Origin of the sequence: Xanthomonas cissicola (assembly GCF_008801575.1) — a bacterium.
Taxonomy (GTDB): domain Bacteria; phylum Pseudomonadota; class Gammaproteobacteria; order Xanthomonadales; family Xanthomonadaceae; genus Xanthomonas; species Xanthomonas cissicola.
Map to the genome: position 1 here is coordinate 1 of NZ_VZPL01000020.1, position 18,026 is coordinate 18,026.

The 18,026-nt window shown below is 63.1% G+C and carries 18 protein-coding genes and 1 tRNA gene; 12 read left to right on the plus strand and 7 right to left on the minus strand.

Translation table 11 applies throughout. The features are described 5' to 3' along the window. The 3 genes from F7R02_RS10610 to F7R02_RS10620 form a co-directional block, all read left to right on the plus strand. Positions 1–127 (plus strand): integrase core domain-containing protein (locus F7R02_RS10610; RefSeq protein ID WP_151210081.1); only part of this gene is annotated, 127 nt, incomplete at its 5' end. Between the two features lie 34 nt (positions 128–161). Then, positions 162–509 (plus strand): BsuBI/PstI family type II restriction endonuclease, encoded by a 348-nt coding sequence (locus F7R02_RS10615; RefSeq protein ID WP_235900891.1) that lies wholly within the window; start codon positions 162–164, stop codon positions 507–509. Positions 510–526: 17 nt separating this feature from the next. Continuing rightward, on the plus strand, positions 527–1,522 hold the full coding sequence (locus F7R02_RS10620) for an Abi family protein (RefSeq protein WP_078590439.1): 996 nt from the start codon (positions 527–529) through the stop codon (positions 1,520–1,522). 122 nt (positions 1,523–1,644) lie between these two features. On the opposite strand, the gene F7R02_RS10625 is transcribed toward F7R02_RS10620, so the two are convergent. Together F7R02_RS10625 and F7R02_RS10630 are read right to left on the minus strand one after the other, a co-directional pair. Then, positions 1,645–3,132 (minus strand): site-specific integrase, encoded by a 1,488-nt coding sequence (locus F7R02_RS10625; RefSeq protein WP_078590440.1) that lies wholly within the window; start codon positions 3,130–3,132, stop codon positions 1,645–1,647. Positions 3,133–3,213: 81 nt separating this feature from the next. Beyond that, positions 3,214–3,306 (minus strand) — tRNA-Ser (locus F7R02_RS10630). Between the two features lie 135 nt (positions 3,307–3,441). Between F7R02_RS10630 and dnaX the strand changes: the two genes are divergently transcribed. The 4 genes from dnaX to F7R02_RS10650 all read left to right on the plus strand — a co-directional run bounded on the left by dnaX (position 3,442) and on the right by F7R02_RS10650 (position 6,985). Further along, positions 3,442–5,511, plus strand: coding sequence for a DNA polymerase III subunit gamma/tau (dnaX, locus tag F7R02_RS10635; RefSeq protein ID WP_078590441.1), 2,070 nt, complete (start codon positions 3,442–3,444; stop codon positions 5,509–5,511). A gap of 6 nt (positions 5,512–5,517) precedes the next feature. After that, entirely contained in the window at positions 5,518–5,838 is a 321-nt protein-coding gene (locus F7R02_RS10640) for a YbaB/EbfC family nucleoid-associated protein (RefSeq protein WP_005913896.1), read from the plus strand. A 97-nt stretch (positions 5,839–5,935) separates the two neighbouring features. Then, on the plus strand, positions 5,936–6,529 hold the full coding sequence (gene recR, locus F7R02_RS10645; RefSeq protein ID WP_078590442.1) for a recombination mediator RecR: 594 nt from the start codon (positions 5,936–5,938) through the stop codon (positions 6,527–6,529). A 105-nt stretch (positions 6,530–6,634) separates the two neighbouring features. Further along, complete coding sequence (locus F7R02_RS10650) at positions 6,635–6,985, plus strand: histidine triad nucleotide-binding protein (protein WP_078590443.1); 351 nt, start codon at positions 6,635–6,637, stop codon at positions 6,983–6,985. Positions 6,986–7,103: 118 nt separating this feature from the next. Here F7R02_RS10650 and F7R02_RS10655 read toward each other — a convergent pair whose 3' ends face one another. From F7R02_RS10655 to F7R02_RS10670, 4 genes are read right to left on the minus strand one after another with little or no spacing between them, the layout of a single operon-like run. After that, the gene (locus F7R02_RS10655; RefSeq protein WP_016850005.1) at positions 7,104–7,637 is read right to left on the minus strand and encodes a Slp family lipoprotein; all 534 of its coding nucleotides are present in this window, start codon (positions 7,635–7,637) and stop codon (positions 7,104–7,106) included. Further along, positions 7,634–9,586, minus strand: a complete 1,953-nt coding sequence (locus F7R02_RS10660) for a transglutaminase TgpA family protein (RefSeq protein ID WP_078590444.1) — start codon at positions 9,584–9,586, stop codon at positions 7,634–7,636. The genes F7R02_RS10655 and F7R02_RS10660 overlap by 4 nt, the downstream gene beginning before the upstream one ends. Then, positions 9,579–10,535, minus strand: a complete 957-nt coding sequence (locus F7R02_RS10665) for a DUF58 domain-containing protein (RefSeq protein ID WP_078590445.1) — start codon at positions 10,533–10,535, stop codon at positions 9,579–9,581. Before F7R02_RS10665 ends, F7R02_RS10660 begins: the two co-directional genes overlap by 8 nt. Positions 10,536–10,540: 5 nt before the next feature. Next, positions 10,541–11,494, minus strand: a complete 954-nt coding sequence (locus F7R02_RS10670; protein WP_003483851.1) for an AAA family ATPase — start codon at positions 11,492–11,494, stop codon at positions 10,541–10,543. Positions 11,495–11,531: 37 nt separating this feature from the next. Here F7R02_RS10670 and F7R02_RS10675 point away from each other — a divergent pair, with 37 nt between their 5' ends. Genes F7R02_RS10675 through F7R02_RS10685 form a run of 3 tightly spaced genes read left to right on the plus strand, consistent with a single transcriptional unit; the run spans position 11,532 to position 16,209 of the window. Further along, positions 11,532–13,385, plus strand: coding sequence for a glycosyltransferase family 39 protein (locus tag F7R02_RS10675; protein ID WP_139371035.1), 1,854 nt, complete (start codon positions 11,532–11,534; stop codon positions 13,383–13,385). Continuing rightward, complete coding sequence (locus F7R02_RS10680) at positions 13,382–14,377, plus strand: glycosyltransferase (RefSeq protein ID WP_005920495.1); 996 nt, start codon at positions 13,382–13,384, stop codon at positions 14,375–14,377. The genes F7R02_RS10675 and F7R02_RS10680 overlap by 4 nt, the downstream gene beginning before the upstream one ends. Then, positions 14,377–16,209, plus strand: a complete 1,833-nt coding sequence (locus F7R02_RS10685) for a hypothetical protein (protein WP_078590447.1) — start codon at positions 14,377–14,379, stop codon at positions 16,207–16,209. Before F7R02_RS10680 ends, F7R02_RS10685 begins: the two co-directional genes overlap by 1 nt. A gap of 287 nt (positions 16,210–16,496) precedes the next feature. On the opposite strand, the gene F7R02_RS10690 is transcribed toward F7R02_RS10685, so the two are convergent. Beyond that, entirely contained in the window at positions 16,497–17,072 is a 576-nt protein-coding gene (locus tag F7R02_RS10690; protein ID WP_078517611.1) for a Maf family protein, read from the minus strand. 110 nt (positions 17,073–17,182) lie between these two features. Here F7R02_RS10690 and F7R02_RS10695 point away from each other — a divergent pair, with 110 nt between their 5' ends. Further along, a complete protein-coding gene (locus F7R02_RS10695; RefSeq protein ID WP_005913909.1) occupies positions 17,183–17,692 on the plus strand; it encodes a YceD family protein in 510 nt (169 codons plus the stop codon). Between the two features lie 97 nt (positions 17,693–17,789). After that, entirely contained in the window at positions 17,790–17,984 is a 195-nt protein-coding gene (rpmF, locus tag F7R02_RS10700; RefSeq protein WP_003483870.1) for a 50S ribosomal protein L32, read from the plus strand. The last annotated feature ends 42 nt before the right edge of the window (positions 17,985–18,026 follow it).

Here is an 18,026-nt window from a genome sequence, read left to right on the forward strand (position 1 = left end):
CACCGAAATCGAACGCTGGCGACGCGAATACAACGAGGACCGACCCAAGAAGGCGATCGGCGGCATGACCCCGGCTGCTTATGCCCAACATCTGGCAAACACCGATATCATTACCCCCGGACTCTAAACCAAACCACTACTCAGGGTGGGGGGACGTCGGCTTGAACATCAACCCTGCAAAAACACTTCCTGATATTATTTTGGTTGACTTAGAGTCAAACTCCAATGATCACCAAGATGTGTTAGTCGTTTTTGTAGAGGTCGTTGCATCGGATGGTCCGATCACAAGAGAGCGCAAGGTGGCTCTAACCATGATTGCGCTTGAAGCTGGTTTTAGTGAAAAAAACCTTGCCTTTCTGACTGCCTACCAAGATAGAGGGAAGGGGGTGTTCAAAAAAGGTGTTTCCAACATTGCTTGGGGTTCTTACATCTGGTTTGCTTCTGAGCCAGACAACCTGATTGAGATGCATAAGGGCAGTAATTTTAAGTTGGCTGACAACGCAAAATAAATTACCGGGGAGCTTTCGTGTCTTATCAAAAATCATGGAAGAGTTATCAAGAGCAGTTGGATCAGTTAAAATCCCGAGGCATGGGGGTGACTGATGAGCCGAAAGCACTCTTGTATTTGGAAAGGATTGGCTATTATCGGTTGAGCGGCTACTGGTATCCGTTTCGATTGCGCGCCAAATACATTGACTTGACCGAAAGCTATGAAAGGCCTGAGAAGATAAAAGTAAAAAGTGTTGCAACTGATGATTTTTTGCGTGGCACATTGTTCAGTGAAGTTGTTGAACTTTATGTGTTCGATAAGCGATTGCGGCACCTTGTGGGCGATGCGCTTGAACGAATAGAGGTGGCTCTCCGAGTCGACATTTCTCATACATTGGGAAAGCTAGATACGTTTGCTTATACGAACCCTGGCCTTTTACATCAGAAATTTGCAACACATTACAATCCTCAAAAAGGCGGGACAGCTCATGAGATATGGCTGAGTAAAAATAATCAGCTTGTCGATAGATCGAAAGAGGATTTCGTTAAACACAATAAAGAGAAATATGGGCTACCACTTGCCATCTGGGTAGTGTGTGAGGTATGGGACTTCGGTGCTCTGTCGGTGCTTTATGGCGGCATGCGCGAAGCAGAGCAGGACGTGATTGCAAAAAAATACGGGATTGCTAACGGACGTATTTTCGCAACTTGGCTGCGGAGCTTGAATTATTTAAGAAACGTTTGCGCCCATCACAGCAGGTTGTGGAACCGTAATGTTGATGAGCAGCCCAGGTTGCCTGATGTGGCTGAAATTTCATGGGTGGCTCATTTCCACACAGACAGATTTGCCAGAGCGCGTTGCTTTATGCTGTTGAAGATGATTCGCCATCTCATGATGGTCATCAATGCAAACTCTACTTGGGCAGATCGCCTCAAAGCGCATCTGGAAAGCTTTCCAGATCTCGCTAAGCATGGGTTAGGCGTATCCCAAATGGGAGCTCCAACTAACTGGTCCGAAGTATGGGATCAATGAAATGAAGAACCCCTCAGCACCATACGCAGATGTTCGTGCGTATGGCGAGAGGGGCCGTATTGAGGTAATTATAGGCAGCGTTTAGGCGGGTTGTCAATACGTGTAAGGCAAGCGGATCAGGACTAGCTAGGGGTGTTCGGAGCTTCCAGATGCTGCCTCAAAGTAGCCAAGTGAAGCTTGAAATCTAGTGAATTCAGTCCAGGGGAGTGATGGCCCATGCCTTGGAGCTTCTCCGCATTGGTGAACTCTCTGCTGTAAGTCGCATGATGCTCATCATCGAGTTCATGTCCAACGATTTGAGCCCTCAGTTCAGAGGGCATGCCAGCGCCCTGCATATCTTGGATCAAGGTCTTGCGCAGAGAATGGAAACCGCGCTTTGCCTTAGGCCAGTTCTTCCCCACCTCCGCAACATGCCGGCTGAAAGCCTTACTGATCCAGTTGCCCGCACCGTTCGTCGCATTGGCTTTGGCTTGTGGGAAAAGTCGGTCGTGGCCTTTTGCCCGAAGTCCTTCCGTCCATTCCCAAAATCCCAATGCCAATAAATCAGGATGGATCGGGACAGTGCGCAAGCTCACATCCGTTTTGACCTTCTGAAATTCGCCTTCGTCGTTAATTCGAATGCAAACGATATCGCCATCTTTGAAGACATCATTTAAAAGAAGTTGGCCAACTTCCGAGGCTCTTGCTCCGGTGTAAAGACCAATCAATGATGCCCAACGGGCACTGGGTGACAATTTTTCAAGGTTGCTAGGGTCAAACAATGCTTGGATTTGATGCTTGTCGTAAGCCTTGAAGCCATGCTTCCGCCGAGCACGTTTTTCACGAGCTGGAAAAGCAACATGGCCTGAGGCAATGTTGTCGCCTTTGGGATAAAAGCCCGAGTTCATGGCCCAATCAAAGAACCCACCCTTGCCACCAATATAAGACTGCTTGTTCACAAGGGGTGGCGTCGATGATCCACCTTCTCGCATATGCTGATACCACCGTGCCAGATCTGGACGCTTGATGGTGTGCAGCTTGGTCTTCGGCCCCAAAAATTTGACGAGGAAGTCAATCGCCGTCTTTTTGATGGTGTAGGTCTTCGGGAGCGTGGTGGCTTTCAACGTCGCCAACCAGCCATCCCGGGCCTTTTCCATCGTAATAATTTCATCGACAGAAGCGACAGCAGACTTTCTTTGCTCAATCAGCTCGGGTGGCAGCATGCCAATAGAGGCAACCTCAGAAGAGGCTGTCCATCCTTGGGCTTTACGGTAGAGCCGGACATCTTCTTCATTATCGATCTGCCATTGCTCAGTCACCGTCCCATCTGGTGCCTGAGTGCGATGGAGCGTCAGATCCGTCCGGCTCTGTTCTTGGGTTAAACGCTCAACGAGCGTATCCACATCCTTGGTGCTCATCCGGTCCATCGACAGTTCCCGAACTGCGTTGAAGACCTGAGCATAGCTCGACGCAAGCCTGATGGCTTGGATCTGCGCTTGTCGCAGCTCTGTTGTTCGAAGCGTTCGCTTGATGACCCGTCTCCCCAGCCTGGCTTGGAGGTCAAGGGGCACTCTTTGTCGGAAAGACCATCGGCCAGAGGCGGAGCGAATCAGATGATGGGGAATTCTCATCGGGATGTGTCCCGATTTGTGTCCCGGTTAAGATCTTGTCAGATTGCAAAGACCCCTGTAAAAACAGGGGTTTGCGTAATCTGGCGGAGAGAGGGGGATTCGAACCCCCGAAGCGCGGTTTAGACGCTTACACACTTTCCAGGCGTGCTCCTTCAACCACTCGGACACCTCTCCGTGCCTGTACGACAGTGGTCGAACAGGGCCGCAAATTCTAGCGGTCGCCGGCCCGTACCACAAGCTGAATCTTCCAGCCGCAGTCGTGGAGACCGGGCGTGGCACAATATCGGCTCAAACAAAGCCGGTTGCCCGATGTCTTATCTTGTTCTCGCCCGCAAGTGGCGCCCGAAGCGTTTTGCCGAACTCGTAGGCCAGGAACACGTGGTCCGCGCGCTCAGTAACGCGCTCGACAGTGGGCGCGTGCATCACGCGTTCCTGTTCACCGGCACCCGTGGCGTGGGCAAGACCACCATCGCGCGCATTTTCGCCAAATCGCTCAATTGCGAGACCGGCACCAGTGCCGATCCGTGCGGGACGTGCCCGGCCTGCCTGGACATCGACGCCGGGCGCTACATCGACCTGTTGGAGATCGATGCCGCGTCCAACACCGGCGTGGACGACGTGCGCGAGGTGATCGAGAACGCCCAGTACATGCCCTCGCGCGGAAAGTTCAAGGTCTACCTGATCGACGAAGTGCACATGCTCTCCAAGGCGGCGTTCAATGCGCTGCTGAAGACGCTGGAAGAGCCGCCCGAGCACGTGAAGTTCCTGCTGGCCACCACCGACCCGCAGAAACTTCCGGTGACGGTGCTGTCGCGCTGCCTGCAGTTCAACCTCAAGCGGTTGGACGAAGATCAGATTCAGGGCCAGATGACACGCATCCTGGCCGCCGAACAGATCGAATCGGATCCGTCGGCGATCGTGCAGCTGTCCAAGGCGGCCGACGGTTCGCTGCGCGATGGTCTGTCGCTGCTGGACCAGGCGATCGCCTATGCCGGCGGCGCGCTGCGCGAGGACGTGGTGCGCACCATGCTGGGCACGGTCGATCGCACCCAGGTCGGCGCCATGCTGCACGCGTTGACCGACGGCGATGGCGCGCGCCTGCTGCAGGTAGTAGCGGCGCTGGCCGAATTTTCGCCCGACTGGAGCGGCGTGCTGGAGGCCCTGGCCGAGGCACTGCATCGAGTGCAGGTGCAGCAGCTGGTGCCCTCGGTGGCCTTTGTCGGCGACGGCATCGACCCAACCCCGTTTGCAGCGCAGCTGCGGCCGGAAGTGGTGCAGTTGTGGTACCAGATGGCGCTGAACGGGCGCCGCGATCTGTATCTGGCGCCCAGCCCGCGCGCCGGTTTCGAAATGGCGGTGCTGCGCATGCTCGCCTTTCGCCCCGCAGCGGCGGTACCGGCTGGCGGCTCGGATGACGGGCGCGGTGCCACTGCTGGCGGTGGCGCGCGTTCGGCCGCTGCCGGCGGTCAGCTTGCTGCTCCAGTAGCGGCGGCACCGGTGACGTCCGCGCCCGCCGTAGTGGCCGCGCCTACTGCGGTGACGGATACGATGCCTGTTGCGGCTGCGGAGGCGTCCTTGCCGGCATTAGGGACCCCGGCAACTCCGGCTCCCCTTGTCGTGCTTTCTCCCCAAGAGTCTTCTCCGGCCAGTCGCGCGTCTGCAGCCAATGCGCGCAATGACGACACGCCGCCCTGGGCAGTGGACGATGCGCCGGTGCGTGCGCGGGCCACGCCTACACCCGACACGATGGGCGTGCTTGCGCCTGAAGCGGCAATGGCTCCGCCGTCTGCACCCGTCGAGCTCGCGCAACCCGATGGGATTGCGTCTGACGCTGCGTTGGAAGCTCCGGCTTCGGTTGTAGTGCCTTCACCGGCCGCGCTTGTCGAGCCCTCGTCGCCTGAAGAGCCAGCGGTGGTCGCGTCAGCGGCAACGGCAGGGTCTGCATCAGACGCGGCAACCGACGCGGCGGCCCTGCTCAATGACGGCCGCATCGCCGATGCCGAGCAATGGCTGGAGCTGGTGACGCGCAGTGGCTTGAATGGCCCGTCGCGCCAGCTGGCCGCCAACGCCGCGTTTATCGGCCATCGCGATGGCGTGCTGCGGCTCGCACTCGCGCCGGGCTTCGAATATCTCAACTCCGAGCGCTCCATCGCCAATCTCGCGCAGGCGCTGGCACCGGTGTTGGGAAACCCGCCGCGCATCGTCGTCGAAACCGGCGGCGCCGACGTCGAAACCTTGCATGAGCGTGCCAGCCGCCAGAAAGGCGAGCGCCAGAGCGCGGCCGAAACAGCCTTCATGAACGACCCGACGGTGCAGCTGCTGGTTCAGCAGCAAGGCGCGCGGATCGTGCCCGATTCCATCCGCCCTTACGACGAGTAACGACCCATGCGTGGAAACATTGCCCAACTGATGCAGCAGGCGCAGAAGATGCAGGAAAACCTGCAGCGCGCCCAGGAAGAACTGGCCAAGCTGGAAGTCACCGGCACCGCTGGCGGTGGCATGGTCAGCGTGACGCTGACCGGCGCCAAGGAGTGCCGCAAGGTGCGCATCGACCCAAGCATCCTCTCCGACCAGGAGATGGCCGAGGATCTGATCGCCGCCGCCTTCAACGACGCCTCCAACAAGATCGACGCCGAATCCAAGGACCGCATGGGCTCGGCGACCGCCGGCATGCAGTTGCCGCCGGGCATGAAGCTCCCGTTCTAAGCGAGGGGATTCGGGAGTGGGGATTCGGGATTAGCGAAGCGCAAAAGCCTTTGCCGTTGCGAATCCCAAATCCCGAATTTCCAATCCCGGCCACCCAATGTCCACTCTGCTCGAACAACTGATCGAGGCCTTCCGGGTATTGCCCGGTGTGGGCCAGAAATCGGCGCAACGCATGGCCTATCACGTGCTCGAACGCGAGCGTGAGGGCGGGCGTCAGCTTGCCGCTGCGTTGGGCAGCGCGGTGGAAAAGGTAGGGCATTGCGTGCAGTGCCGCGACTTCACCGAATCGGAAATCTGCACCATCTGCGCCAGCAGCAGCCGCGACCGGCAGCAGCTGTGCGTGGTGGAGTCTCCGGCCGATCGCCTGGCGATCGAGCACGCCACCGGCTACCGCGGGCTGTATTTCATCCTGCAGGGGCGCCTGTCGCCGCTGGATGGCATCGGCCCGCGCGAACTGGGGCTGGACCGGCTCAGTGAACGTCTGGCTGCTGGCGAAGTGACCGAAATGATCATCGCCACCAACGCCACCGTGGAAGGCGAGGCAACCGCCCATTACCTGGCGCAGCTTGCTCGCCAGCACGCAGTGCGCCCGAGCCGGCTTGCCCAGGGCATGCCGCTGGGCGGCGAGCTGGAGTACGTGGACCGCGGCACCCTGTCGCACGCCTTCGGCACCCGCAGTGAGGTGCTTTGAGGGCCGGGAATCGGGAATGGTGAATAGGGAATCGGAGAAGCAAAGTCAGAAGCACGCGCGGTAAGCTCTTGCGATTCCCCAATCCCGATTCCCTATTCCCATCCCATGTCTGACACCATCTTCGGCAAAATCATTCGTCGCGAAATTCCGGCCACCATCGTCTATGAAGACGACGAGGTGCTGGGCTTCGAAGACATCGCGCCGCAGGCGCCAGTGCATGTGCTCTTCATTCCCAAGCAGCACGCTTTTCCGACCCTGGACGATGTCCCGCCGGAGCAGGCGCTGTTGGTTGGCAAGTTGGCAATCGCGGCGGCGACCTACGCGCGCGTGCAAGGGCTGGCGCAAGACGGCTACCGCATCGTGATGAATTGCCGCGAGCATGCCGGCCAGACGGTCTTCCATATCCATTTGCATCTGCTGGCCGGTGCGCCGCTGGGCCGTTTCGGTACGCCGTGATGGGTCGTTGGGTCATGCGTTGCGGGCAAGCCGCGTAACCAGCGATCATCGCGCACAGACAAAAACGCCGCTCCCTGCGAGCGGCGTTTTTGCGAGTCACGCTTAGGTCAGCGGCGCATCACCACCAGCCGCGGCCCCAACCCCAACCGCCGCCCCAGCGCGGACCCCACGGGTCGCCCCACGGGCCATACGGGTAAGCCGGCACGACTTCCACATCGCGCACGATCGGCCACAGGTAGACCACGTCGGCATTGACCTTGGGCAGCTTGTAGTCGTACTCGCCGATCTTGGTGGTTTCGTAGCCTTCGATCTTGCCGATGAAGGTCACTTCGCGCCCCGGCTCGAACACCGCTGGATCGTAGAAGCCAGAGCGGCAGGCCAGGAAGCGGCCATCGCTGGCATCCACGGCATTACGGTCGGGGCGACCGCTGGCATTGAGCGGGCGCGAGATCAGCTCGAAGCAGGTCTGGCCCTGGCCAGGCGTGGTCTTGATGATCTTGCCACCCCAGCGCACGGGCGTGCCGACCTGGGCGCTGGCGGTGGAATCGCTCGGACTGACCGCGGGGAACTGGCCCTGCAGCGGCTTGGGTGCGGTGGCGCAGGCTGCTAGCCCGAGCACAGCGATAAGAGGAACAAGAAAACGGGTACTCATGAGGAAGCTCCGGTTCGCGGGCGATGCTGCAGCAAGTCTTTCAAGAGAGGGGCGCTGTCCGAATCAGCGCCAGCGTATCGCGCGGCGGCGAAACGTTGGCTGAGTGCCAACAGGGGCGTATTCGGGTGTGAGCGGGCGACACGTTGCGCCCACACACTGGCCGGTTCGTGCGGTTCACGGGCAAGGCCGAGCTTGCGGTAGCGGTGGCTCAGTCGGTGCCAGGCGCGCAGCAACGGGTCGCGCTCACGTTCGCCCCGTGCCAGCCGCCAGCCCATCCACGCCAGCGCGCTCACCGCGAACACGCCGAAGATGGCGGCCAGTTGCGAGGTGTCCAGGCGCTCGATGCCGAAGGGTTGCAGCAGCCGTTGCTGGCGATCGGCATCGAAGGACAGCACCAGCTCGTTCCAGCCTCGCCGCAGCCAGTCGCTGACCTGGCCCAGGCTGGCCCATGTGCCAAGGTCGGCGAAGTCGTTGCCGCCGCCGGTTTGCAGGCGATCTTCGAGCGTGTCGTAGATGCGTTCCGGCGCCACTGCGGCGGTGGGGTCCACGCGCACCCAGCCACGCCCGGCCAGCCAGACTTCGGTCCAGGCATGCGCATCCATGCGCCGTACCACCCAGTAATTGCCCAGCCGGTTGTAAGTGCCGCCGGCGTACCCGGTCACCACGCGCGCCGGGATGCCGGCCGCACGCATCAGCACCACGAACGAGGAGCTGAAGTGTTCGCAGAAACCGGCCTTTTGCTGAAACAGGAATTCGTCGACGCTGTTGCGGCCGAGCAGCGGCGTTTCCAGCGTGTAGGCGAATTCGCGGGTGATCCACTGCAGCGCGCGCTGCACCACCGCATCGTCGTTGTTGCCGGCCTCGCGACGCCATTGCCGTGCCAGCGTCAGCGTGCGCGGATTGAAACCGGGCGGCAGGGCAAGGGCACGCTTGCGCAACTGATCGGGCAGGTCGGCATCGAAGCGCGTTGGCGGTGCCGATTGCAGGTCCCAGCGGGTCAGTGCGCTCAACGGACGTTGCGCGAACAGTTCGTAGTCGGGCGATAACTCGGCGTTGGGCACGCCCTGGGTAGGTAGATCCAGCGACACCAGTTGGCGGCGATCGGTGGGCTCGTAATCCAGGCGGTAACGGTAGGTTTGCGGGCCTGCGGTGACCGAAGCGGGCTGGGCGCGGTCGGTCCAGCGCGCGCGCTGCCAGGTGCGGCCGTCGAAGTCCCACATCACCGGACCGCGCCAATAGCGCTGTTGCGGCGGTGGCGCCTTGCCGGCGAATTGCACGCGCAAGGCCGGGCTGTCGTCGGCCATCAGGTCGATCCATTCGCCTGGCGACATGTTGTCCGACAGGCCAGGCCGGGAGAGCGCGCGTTCGGGCACGCCCCACAGCGGCGCACTCAGGCGCGGCAGCAACCAGAACGTGGCCAGGGCCAGCGGCACGCCGATGGCAACCAGCTTGCCGATACCGCGCAATTGCAGGCGCAGGGCCGGCGTGGCGGTGTGGTGTTCTTCGTCGGCCAGCCGCTGCATGCTCAGCAAGGCGCTGACCACCGCCAGCAGCGCCAGGCCCATCGTCGCCGGGCCCTGGTCGAGCAGAAAGGCGGCAAACGGTGCGAACAACGCAAAACCCAACAGGCTGCGTGCATCGCGCAGGGTGCGCAGCTCGGAGGCCTTGATCGCCAGCATCGATGCCAGCACCGCGCAGCCGGTGTCGCGGCCGAAGCGCATGCCGATCTGCCAATACACCGCCGCCAGCATTGCGATCACCAACAACAGCCGCACCGGCGCCATCAAGGTGCCGCGCCAGCTCAGCACGCCGACCAGCACCGCGGCCACCGCGACAGTGGCCGCAAGCAGGCCCGGCAACTGCAACAGCAACGGCGTCAATGCCAGCCAACTGGTGGCCAGCACCCAGGCGCGGCTGGCTTGGCTGATCGGGAGGGTGGGCTCAGTCATGCGGAAGCAGGGCCAGGGCGCGTTGGCACAGGTGGTGGTGCGAAGGTCCCTGCGCGGGACCTAACGGTGGCTGGCCAGGCAGCAGCAGGCGATAACGGCGCCCGTCGCGTTCGGCCAGGTTGACCCAGCGGGCAAGGCGCGCAATGCGGCGCTCATACGGCAGCGCGTTGAGTGCACGCCAGTCCAGTGTGACGTCGATTCCCAGTGGCTGTTCGTATTCGCGCACCAAGAGCGTGTCGCGCCGTGCCGAGTGTTTCCAGGAGATCGTGCGCGGGGCGTCGCCAGCGCGATACGGGCGCAGTTGGTGCAGCTCTTCGCCTTGCGCATGCAGGCGCGTCTTGTTGGGCGAGCCCGCACCATCGGGCAGCGCCGGACCTTGTTCTTCGGGCCTGGGATAGGCCAGCAACGGCGTTTCCGGCCATACCCACGACCAGGCGCGCACCAGGCCCAGCGGCTTGGTGCTGGACAGACGAATGCGCTCGATATCCTGCCAGCCGCGGCGCTGGGTCGGCACCAGCAGATCGACCTCGGCCATATCGTGCTCGATCAACGCACAGAAGCCACTGCGGTCCAGGTGATCCAGGCGCAGCCCGCGTCGTGCGCGGGTATCGCGACGCGCCAACGACACCCGCATGCGCAGCGGTTCGCCGGCGACCACCGGTTCGGCCGATACCGCTTCGATACGCAGCGCCGATAGCTGCAGGTGCGCCATGATGCTGCTGGCGATCCCGGCCGTGGCCAGCAGCAGTGCGAGCAGCAGCGCCGGATTGTTGTTGTAGTTCAGTGCGCCGAGCAGCATCGCCAGCAGTAATGCCGTGACGAACAGCCCGAAGCGGGTCGGCAGCACATAGATGCGCCGCCGATCCAGCACGATCGGCAAGCCTTCCGCGCCCCGCGGCCGCACCAGCAGGCTGAGTCGGCGGACGATGCCGCGCATGTGCGCACGCACCTGAGTCAGTCCACCGGCACGCTATGCAGCAGCGCCTTGGCCAGCGCCGGCCCGGACGACGATTCGGCTTCCGGCACCAGCCGGTGCCCGGCCACAGCCACAAACAGCGCCTGCACGTCTTCGGGCAGCACGTGCTCGCGCCCGAGCAGCAGTGCGTAGGCCTTGGCCGCGCGCAGCAAGGCGATCCCGGCGCGTGGCGACAGGCCCACGCGCACCCCGGCATGCTGGCGGCTACGCAGCAACAAGGCCTGCACATAGCCGATCAGCGCATCGCTGGTATGGACTTGGTTGACCACCCCGCGCAGCGCGACCACGTCGGCGTCGCTCAATTGCGGGGCGGCCTGGGCGATCAGTTCGCGCCGATCCGTGCCCGACAGCAGCGCACGCTCGGCATCGGCGCTGGGGTAGCCCAGGCTCAGCCGCAGCAGGAAGCGGTCCAGCTGCGAGTCGGGCAGCGGGAAGGTGCCCGACAGATCGACCGGGTTCTGCGTGGCAATCACGAAGAACGGCTCCGGCAATGCATGCGTCACGCCATCCAGCGTCACCTGCTGCTCGGCCATCGCTTCCAGCAGCGAGCTCTGCGTACGCGGCGGAGCCCGGTTGATTTCGTCGGCCAGCAGCACGTTGGTGAACACCGGGCCGGGATGGAACTGGAACTGCCGCGAGGCGGCGTCGTAGACGGACACGCCCAGCACATCGGCCGGCAGCAGGTCGGAGGTGAACTGCACGCGCTGGAAGCCCAGCCCCAGGCTGGAGGCCATCGCATGGGCGAGGGTGGTCTTGCCCAGGCCGGGCAGGTCCTCGATCAATAAATGTCCTCCGGACAGCAGTGCCACGAACGCCAGCCGCACTTCCTGCGCCTTGCCCAGCAGCAGCGAATTGACCTGGTCTTGTGCGCGCCGCAGCGATTGACGCAGCGCATCGGTTAGCATTTCCGTGGAACGCAGCGGTGTCGACATCACAATTCCGTAGGTGGAAAGAAGAGTGCACAGGGCAATGCAGGGGGACCAACGCGCACATCGCACCTTCGTGATCCTGTGGACACTGGCGACAGCCGTCAAGCTGTTGATCGCCGCACGCTTGCCGCTCTTCGTTGACGAGGCCTTCTACTGGCAGGAAGGCCAGCATCTGGCTGCGGCGTATTCGGATCTGCCGGGCATGACCGCCTGGCTGGCGCGGCTGGGCGTGGAGCTGGGCGGACATCATCTGCTGGCGTTGCGGCTGCCGTTTCTGGCCATTTCCGCGCTGATTCCCTGGTTGATCGCGCATATCGCCACGCGCTGGTTCGGCTCCACGCTGGGCTGGCAGGCCGGCAGCCTGACCTTGCTGATGCCGCTGTCGGCCACGCTGGGCATTCTGGCCGTGCCGGATGTGCCGATGGCATTGGCGGCGGTGCTGTGCATGGATGCCGGTGCGCGCTTGTTGCGCGAGGTCGATGCCACCAGCGCGCTGGAGCTCGCCATCGGCCTGGTCATCGGTGCGCTCAGCCACTACCGCTTTGTCGGGGTGATCGGGGTGGGCTGCATCGCATTGCTGTGCATCCCGCAGGGGCGTGCGGTGATGCGCGACCCACGCATCTGGATGGCGCTGACCGTCGGCGCGGTGAGCTGGCTGCCGCTGCTGTTCTGGAATACCGACCACGACGATGCCGGGTTGCGCTTTCAATTGGTCGACCGGCATCCGTGGCGGTTCCAGATCGGCGGGCTGTGGTTTGTGCTGATCCAGACGGTGGCGGTGACGCCGCTACTGGCCTGGGCGATGGTCAAGGTCGGTCTGGCCGGCACCCGCAGCGGCGGCGGCTCGCGCGCGCAATGGCGCTATTTCGGCTTGCTCGGCGGCATTTCGACCGTGGCGATCTTCGTGCTGGGCTTCTTCAGCGATGCCGAGCGGATCAGCTTCCACTGGCCGCTGCCCGGCTATCTGGCGCTGCTGGTGGCGGTGCCGGTGATCCTGATGCGCTGGCCGCATCCGCTACGCCGCACGGCGTGGTTGATCGCACTGCTGGGCATGCTCGGCGCATACGGCTACTACTTGGCGGTGTCGGTGCCGTCGATCCGCGCGCATACCGCCGGCGAAAAATACTACCCGCGCAACTTCGCCGGCTGGAACGATCTGGCGGCTGCGGTCAAATCGCGGCTGGCGCAGATGCCGCCGGGCACGCGTGTGCTGGCGGAAAACTTCAAGGTTGGCGCCGAGCTCGGCTTCCAGTTGCACGATGCCAAGATCGAGGTGCTGCGTGCGGCGTTGAACGACAAGCACGGGCGCAGCGCGCAGCTGCAGCAGTGGGGGTTGCTCAGCGACGGTACGCGTGACGGGCAGCGGCTGCTGGTGCTCTCGCCCAGCGATCAGCGCTACCGCGACCTGCTCACGCGTCACCACGCCATCTGCGACATGGTCGGCCCGCTGCCGCCGCCCACTGTGGTCTCCACCGATCACGGCTATCAGCGCTTTCTGCTGTTCGCACTGCCCGCGCAACGCGAGCCCGGGCCGTGCGTGACCCCGGCGATGGCGTGGATCGATGCGCCGCTGCCGGATGTCGCCGTGTCCGGCACGCTTCAAGTGCATGGCTGGGCCTTCAAGGATGGCGTTGGGCTAGCGAATGTCGAGCTGCTGCTCGACGGTCGCCCGATCGCGCAGGCCACCTACGGCACGCCGCTGGATGTGCGTCCGTACTGGAAAATCTCCACCGACCCGCAGCATCCCAACGTCGGCTTCACTGCAACGCTCGACACCCACGCCTTGCCGCCCGGCACGCACTGGCTGGGCCTGCGCCTGCATGGCCGCGACGGCAGCGTCGAGGATTGGTGGGAGCAGCCCCTTACCGTTTCAGCACCTCAGAGCACGCGATGACCGATGCCATGCCTGTTGCTCATCCCGCGCCGGTGCCCGGGATTCGAATCGCCGTGCTGGTGCCGTGCCACAACGAAGCGGCGACGGTCGCTGCGGTCGTCGGCAATTTTTCTGCCGCTTTGCCGGGAGCGGTGATTCATGTGCTGGACAACAATTCCAGCGATGCCACCGCAGCGATCGCCGCGGCGGCAGGCGCCCAGGTCTGTCGTGTCGCATTGCAGGGCAAGGGCAACGTGGTACGGCGTGGATTTGCCGATGTCGAGGCCGACATCTACGTGTTGGTCGATGGCGACGCCACCTACGATGCCGCCGCCGCGCCGGCGCTGGTGCGCAAGCTGGTCGACGAGCGCCTGGACATGGTGGTCGGTGCGCGGCGCGATCAGCAGCAGGCCGCGTATCGGCCGGGGCATCGGTTGGGCAATGTCTTGCTGACGCGCTGCGCGGGGCTGCTGTTCGGCCGCAGCTTCGACGACATGCTGTCCGGCTACCGGGTGTTCTCGCGGCGCTATGTCAAATCGTTCGCCGCCCACGCGCAGGGCTTCGAGACCGAAACCGAACTGGCCGTGCATGCCTTGCAGCTGCGCATGCCGGTGGCCGAGGTCGAAACCGCCTATGGCGTGCGTCCGGAAGGCTCGCAAAGCAAGTTGAACACCTGGCGCGATGGCTGGCGCATCCTCGTCACGATCGTCAAATTGTTCAAGGCCGAGCGGCCGTTACTGTTCTTCTCGATCGGCTTCGTACTCAGCGCCACATTGTCGGTGGTGCTGGCGATCCCCTTGTTCGAGACCTATTTCCAGACCGGGCTGGTGCCGCGCTTCCCCACTGCAATTCTGTGCGTGGCGCTGATGCTGCTCGGCTTTCTGCTGCTGGCCTGCGGTCTGATTCTGGATACCGTCACGCGTGGACGGGTGGAGGCCAAGCATCTGGCGTATTTGTCCGAGCCGGGCGTCGGCAGGCTGGTCGCGGTAGAAGACAACAAGGAACGTCGCTGATGGCATCGATTGCGGGCTCTGCACCTGTTGCGCGGCGGCAGCGTGTGTTGCGGTGGGCAGATCGCTGGTTCGGGTTTCATTCGCGGCGCCAGATCGCATCGGCAGTGGTCGCGGTCCTCCTGTTGGGGGCATTGCTGTCGCTTGGCCTGGGGCAGGACGCCAATTGGGATTTGCGCAATTACCATCTTTATATCGGCGATGCCTGGGCAACCGACCGACTGGGCACGGATCTGGCCGCAGCGCAGATGCAGAGCTATTTCAGCCCGCTGCTCGATGCGATGCATGCCTGGCTGATGCTGCAGCTGCCCGGGCCGGTGGCCGGTGCGTTGCTCGGTGGTTTGCATGCGCTGGTCTTCATCCCGCTGGCGGCGCTGGCGTGGCGGGTATTGTCGAATGAATCCCGCCGCGCGCAGTGGGTGCCGCTGTTCGCGTTGGCTGGAATGTGCAGTGCGGTGTTCCTGTCCGAACTCGGCAACACCATGGGGGACACAGCCAGTGCAATTCCGGTGCTGGCTGCATTGGCGGTTGTGTTGTTGGCGCAGTTCAGGGCGCGCAATGGCTTGCACGTCGTGCATCTGTGGGCCGTTGCTGGTGCGTTGATCGGCCTGGCGGTGGCGCTCAAGCTCACCAATGCGTTGTATGCGTTGGCATTGGTGCCGGCAGTGCTGTGCGACGGTGGCCGCCTGCGCTCGCGCGTGCTCGCGTTGAGTGTGCTGGCGGGCGTTGCGCTGCTGGTGCTGTTGCTGGTGGCTGGCCCTTGGTATTGGCAGGTCTGGCAGCACCTGGGCAACCCGCTGTTTCCGCAGTTCAACGGCGTGTTCAAATCGCCGCTGGCCCAGCCGGTCTCGATCGCTGATGTGCGCTGGTTGCCGCGCACTATCGGCGAGCAGCTCATCTGGCCGCTGCTGTTTACGCTCAAGCCGCAGCGCATCGGCGATCTCGGTCTGGTGCAGGCGGGCTGGGCAGTGCTGTATGGGGTGGTGGCGATTGCTGCAGGGCGTGCGTTGGTGCGTCGTCCGGTGCGTGCTGCCGCTGTCGATCGCGCTGCCATCGTGCTGCTGGTGTTCTTTGGCGTGGCGTATGCGCTGTGGCAGGCGATTTTCAGCATCCACCGCTATCTGGTGGTACTGGAGCTGCTGGCGCCGCTGGTGCTGTGGATCGTGTGCCGGCATGCATTTGCCGCGCGCGCAAATCGCAAGGCCGCCTGGTTGATCGGCGCATGCGCGCTGGTTGCGGTGGTCGGCTGGAAGGACTGGGGGCATGAGTCCTGGGCGCGCGACAGCTTCCAGGTGGAGCAGCCGGTGCTCGGGAATCCCGCAGCGTCCAGTGTGTTGCTGGTCGGCGACGAACCGCAATCCTGGCGCGTGCCGTTGTTGCCGTCGCAGGCGCGCTATATCGGGGTTGCCACCAATATCTCCGAGACCGACCACTACCGACAGCGCGTGCGTGCATTGATTACCGAGCGACCGCAGCTTTACGCGATGTTGGGGGCGGCGCGTGACAAGCAGCAATTGCGCATCGATCGCATGAATCGCCTGGCGCAGCAGTTCGGCTGGGAGCGTCAGCCGGGCTGCACGCGGCTGCGCTGGTTGGTCGCACGCGGTCTACGTGCCGAACTGGATACCTCACAGCCTGATCGCTGCGTACTGGCTATTCCCAAAGGCAAGGCGCTGGATATCGCAGCCGCAGATCAGGCCGTGCGCGAGGCTGCGCAACAGCGCCTGGCAGCGTACGGGCTGACATTGGATCCCGCGCGTTGCCGCACGCTGTCCTCGCAGGTGGGGCAGGCCGTCTATCCGTATCAGTTCTGTCAGCTGGCGCTACCGAATTAAGAGCAGCCAACAAGCGCCTGCGCTCACCGCCAGGCGGACGCGGCCGCCTGGCGGTGCTGCATGCGCCACGCGTGCACTGCTGTTCCTGCTCGCCGCCGACACCCACATGGCGACCGCGCGCGACGTGTTATTGGTCGCTCCGAAAGTTAGGTGCGAGCCGGCAGCCTGCGCGCGTTTGCGGGGACACGCAGTTGAGGCTGGAATTCGAGCGCGCGCGTGTTCCAGCAGGCCGCATGCGGCCCTACAAATTGGTCCGCCAAACACGCAGTGCTGATCCGTGGCTTACCTCAGGGAATCTGGAATCCCGCCTGCCGCAGCAATCTTGCCAGCGCGATCATCGGCAGGCCCACCAGGGCGGTGGGATCTTCCGAGCGGATCGCGTCGAACAGGCTGATGCCGAGGCCTTCGCATTTGAAGCTGCCGGCGCAATCCAGGGCTGGTTCGGCGTCCAGGTAGCGTTCGATCTCGACGACCGTCAGCGCGCGAAGTTGCACCTCGGTCAGGTCCAGCGCGTGCAGCTGGCGCTCCGGGCCGACCAGGCTGACGGCGGTATGGAAGCGCACGGTCTGGCCAGACATGGCAGTCAGCTGCATCCGGGCCCGCTCGTGCGTGCCGGGTTTGCCCAGCGTCTGGCCGTCCAGGTCGGCGACCTGATCCGAGCCGATCACCCAGGCGTCAGGGAAGCGGGCTGCCACCGTGGCGGCTTTTTCCACGGCCAGGCGGCTGGCCAGTGCGCTCGGGGATTCGCCCGGCCGTGCCTGCTCGTCGACCTCCGGCCGGACGGTGTCGAAGTCGAGCTGCAGGCGGCCGAGCAGCGCGCGCCGATAGACAGACGTGGAAGCAAGGATCAGGCGTGGCATCATGGGGCCGCTGCGAGGGGGCAGGGGAGTCTGCCGTCCTGCGGGCCGCGCGGCAATCGCATGAATTGGGTCATTTGACAGGGCTGCCGCGGGTCTTTAACATTCTGCGGCTTATGTCCGCGAACGTGCCCGAAATGCTGGATGCTTGGCGGATGGTCGCAGCGCGCAGGCGCTTCGATGGCCGCATCCCGCTATCTGCGATGACCCGTTTGCAGGGAAGCCTTGTCGATACCGACGGCGAATGTGTCTATTCGCTTCAATTCGATCAAGACCCTCTGCTCAAGGTCGCCTATGTCGAACTCAGTATCGATGTGGAGCTTCCGCTGGCCTGCCAGCGCAGCCTGCAACGCTTCCTGTATCCGGTGCAAATCAGACAGCGTCTTGGTTTGATCCGTGACGAGGCCGACGAAGCTGCATTGCCGGCCGAGTACGAAGCGTTGCTGGTGCCGGAAGATGGCATGCTGCGGGCCGTCGACATGATCGAGGACGAGCTGGTGCTCTCAGTGCCGGTGGTGCCGGTGGCGCCGGGTAGCGAAGCGATCGACGCCGAATGGGTTCCGACCCAGGAAGAGCAAGACAGGGCCAGTCCGTTTGCGGCGCTGGCAGCGTTGAAGAAACAGTAACCGCCGCTGTTAAGGGCGGTAAGACAGGTCGACGCGGGCGTAGAGCGTGCTGTTCGACTCAACAGACAAGTTATCGAACTAAAGTTGGAGCAATCCCATGGCTGTGCAGAAATCCCGTGTCACCCCGTCCCGCCGCGGCCAGCGTCGTTCGCACGATGCCCTGACCGCCAAGCAGCTGTCGACCGACCCGACCAGCGGCGAGATCCATCTGCGCCACCACATCACCGCTGACGGTTACTACCGCGGCAAGAAGGTGATCGCGACCAAGTCGTCGGCCGTCCAAGAAGATTGATCCGTGGCGCCCGCCGCGTTCGGCGCGGCCGGGTGACTCTCG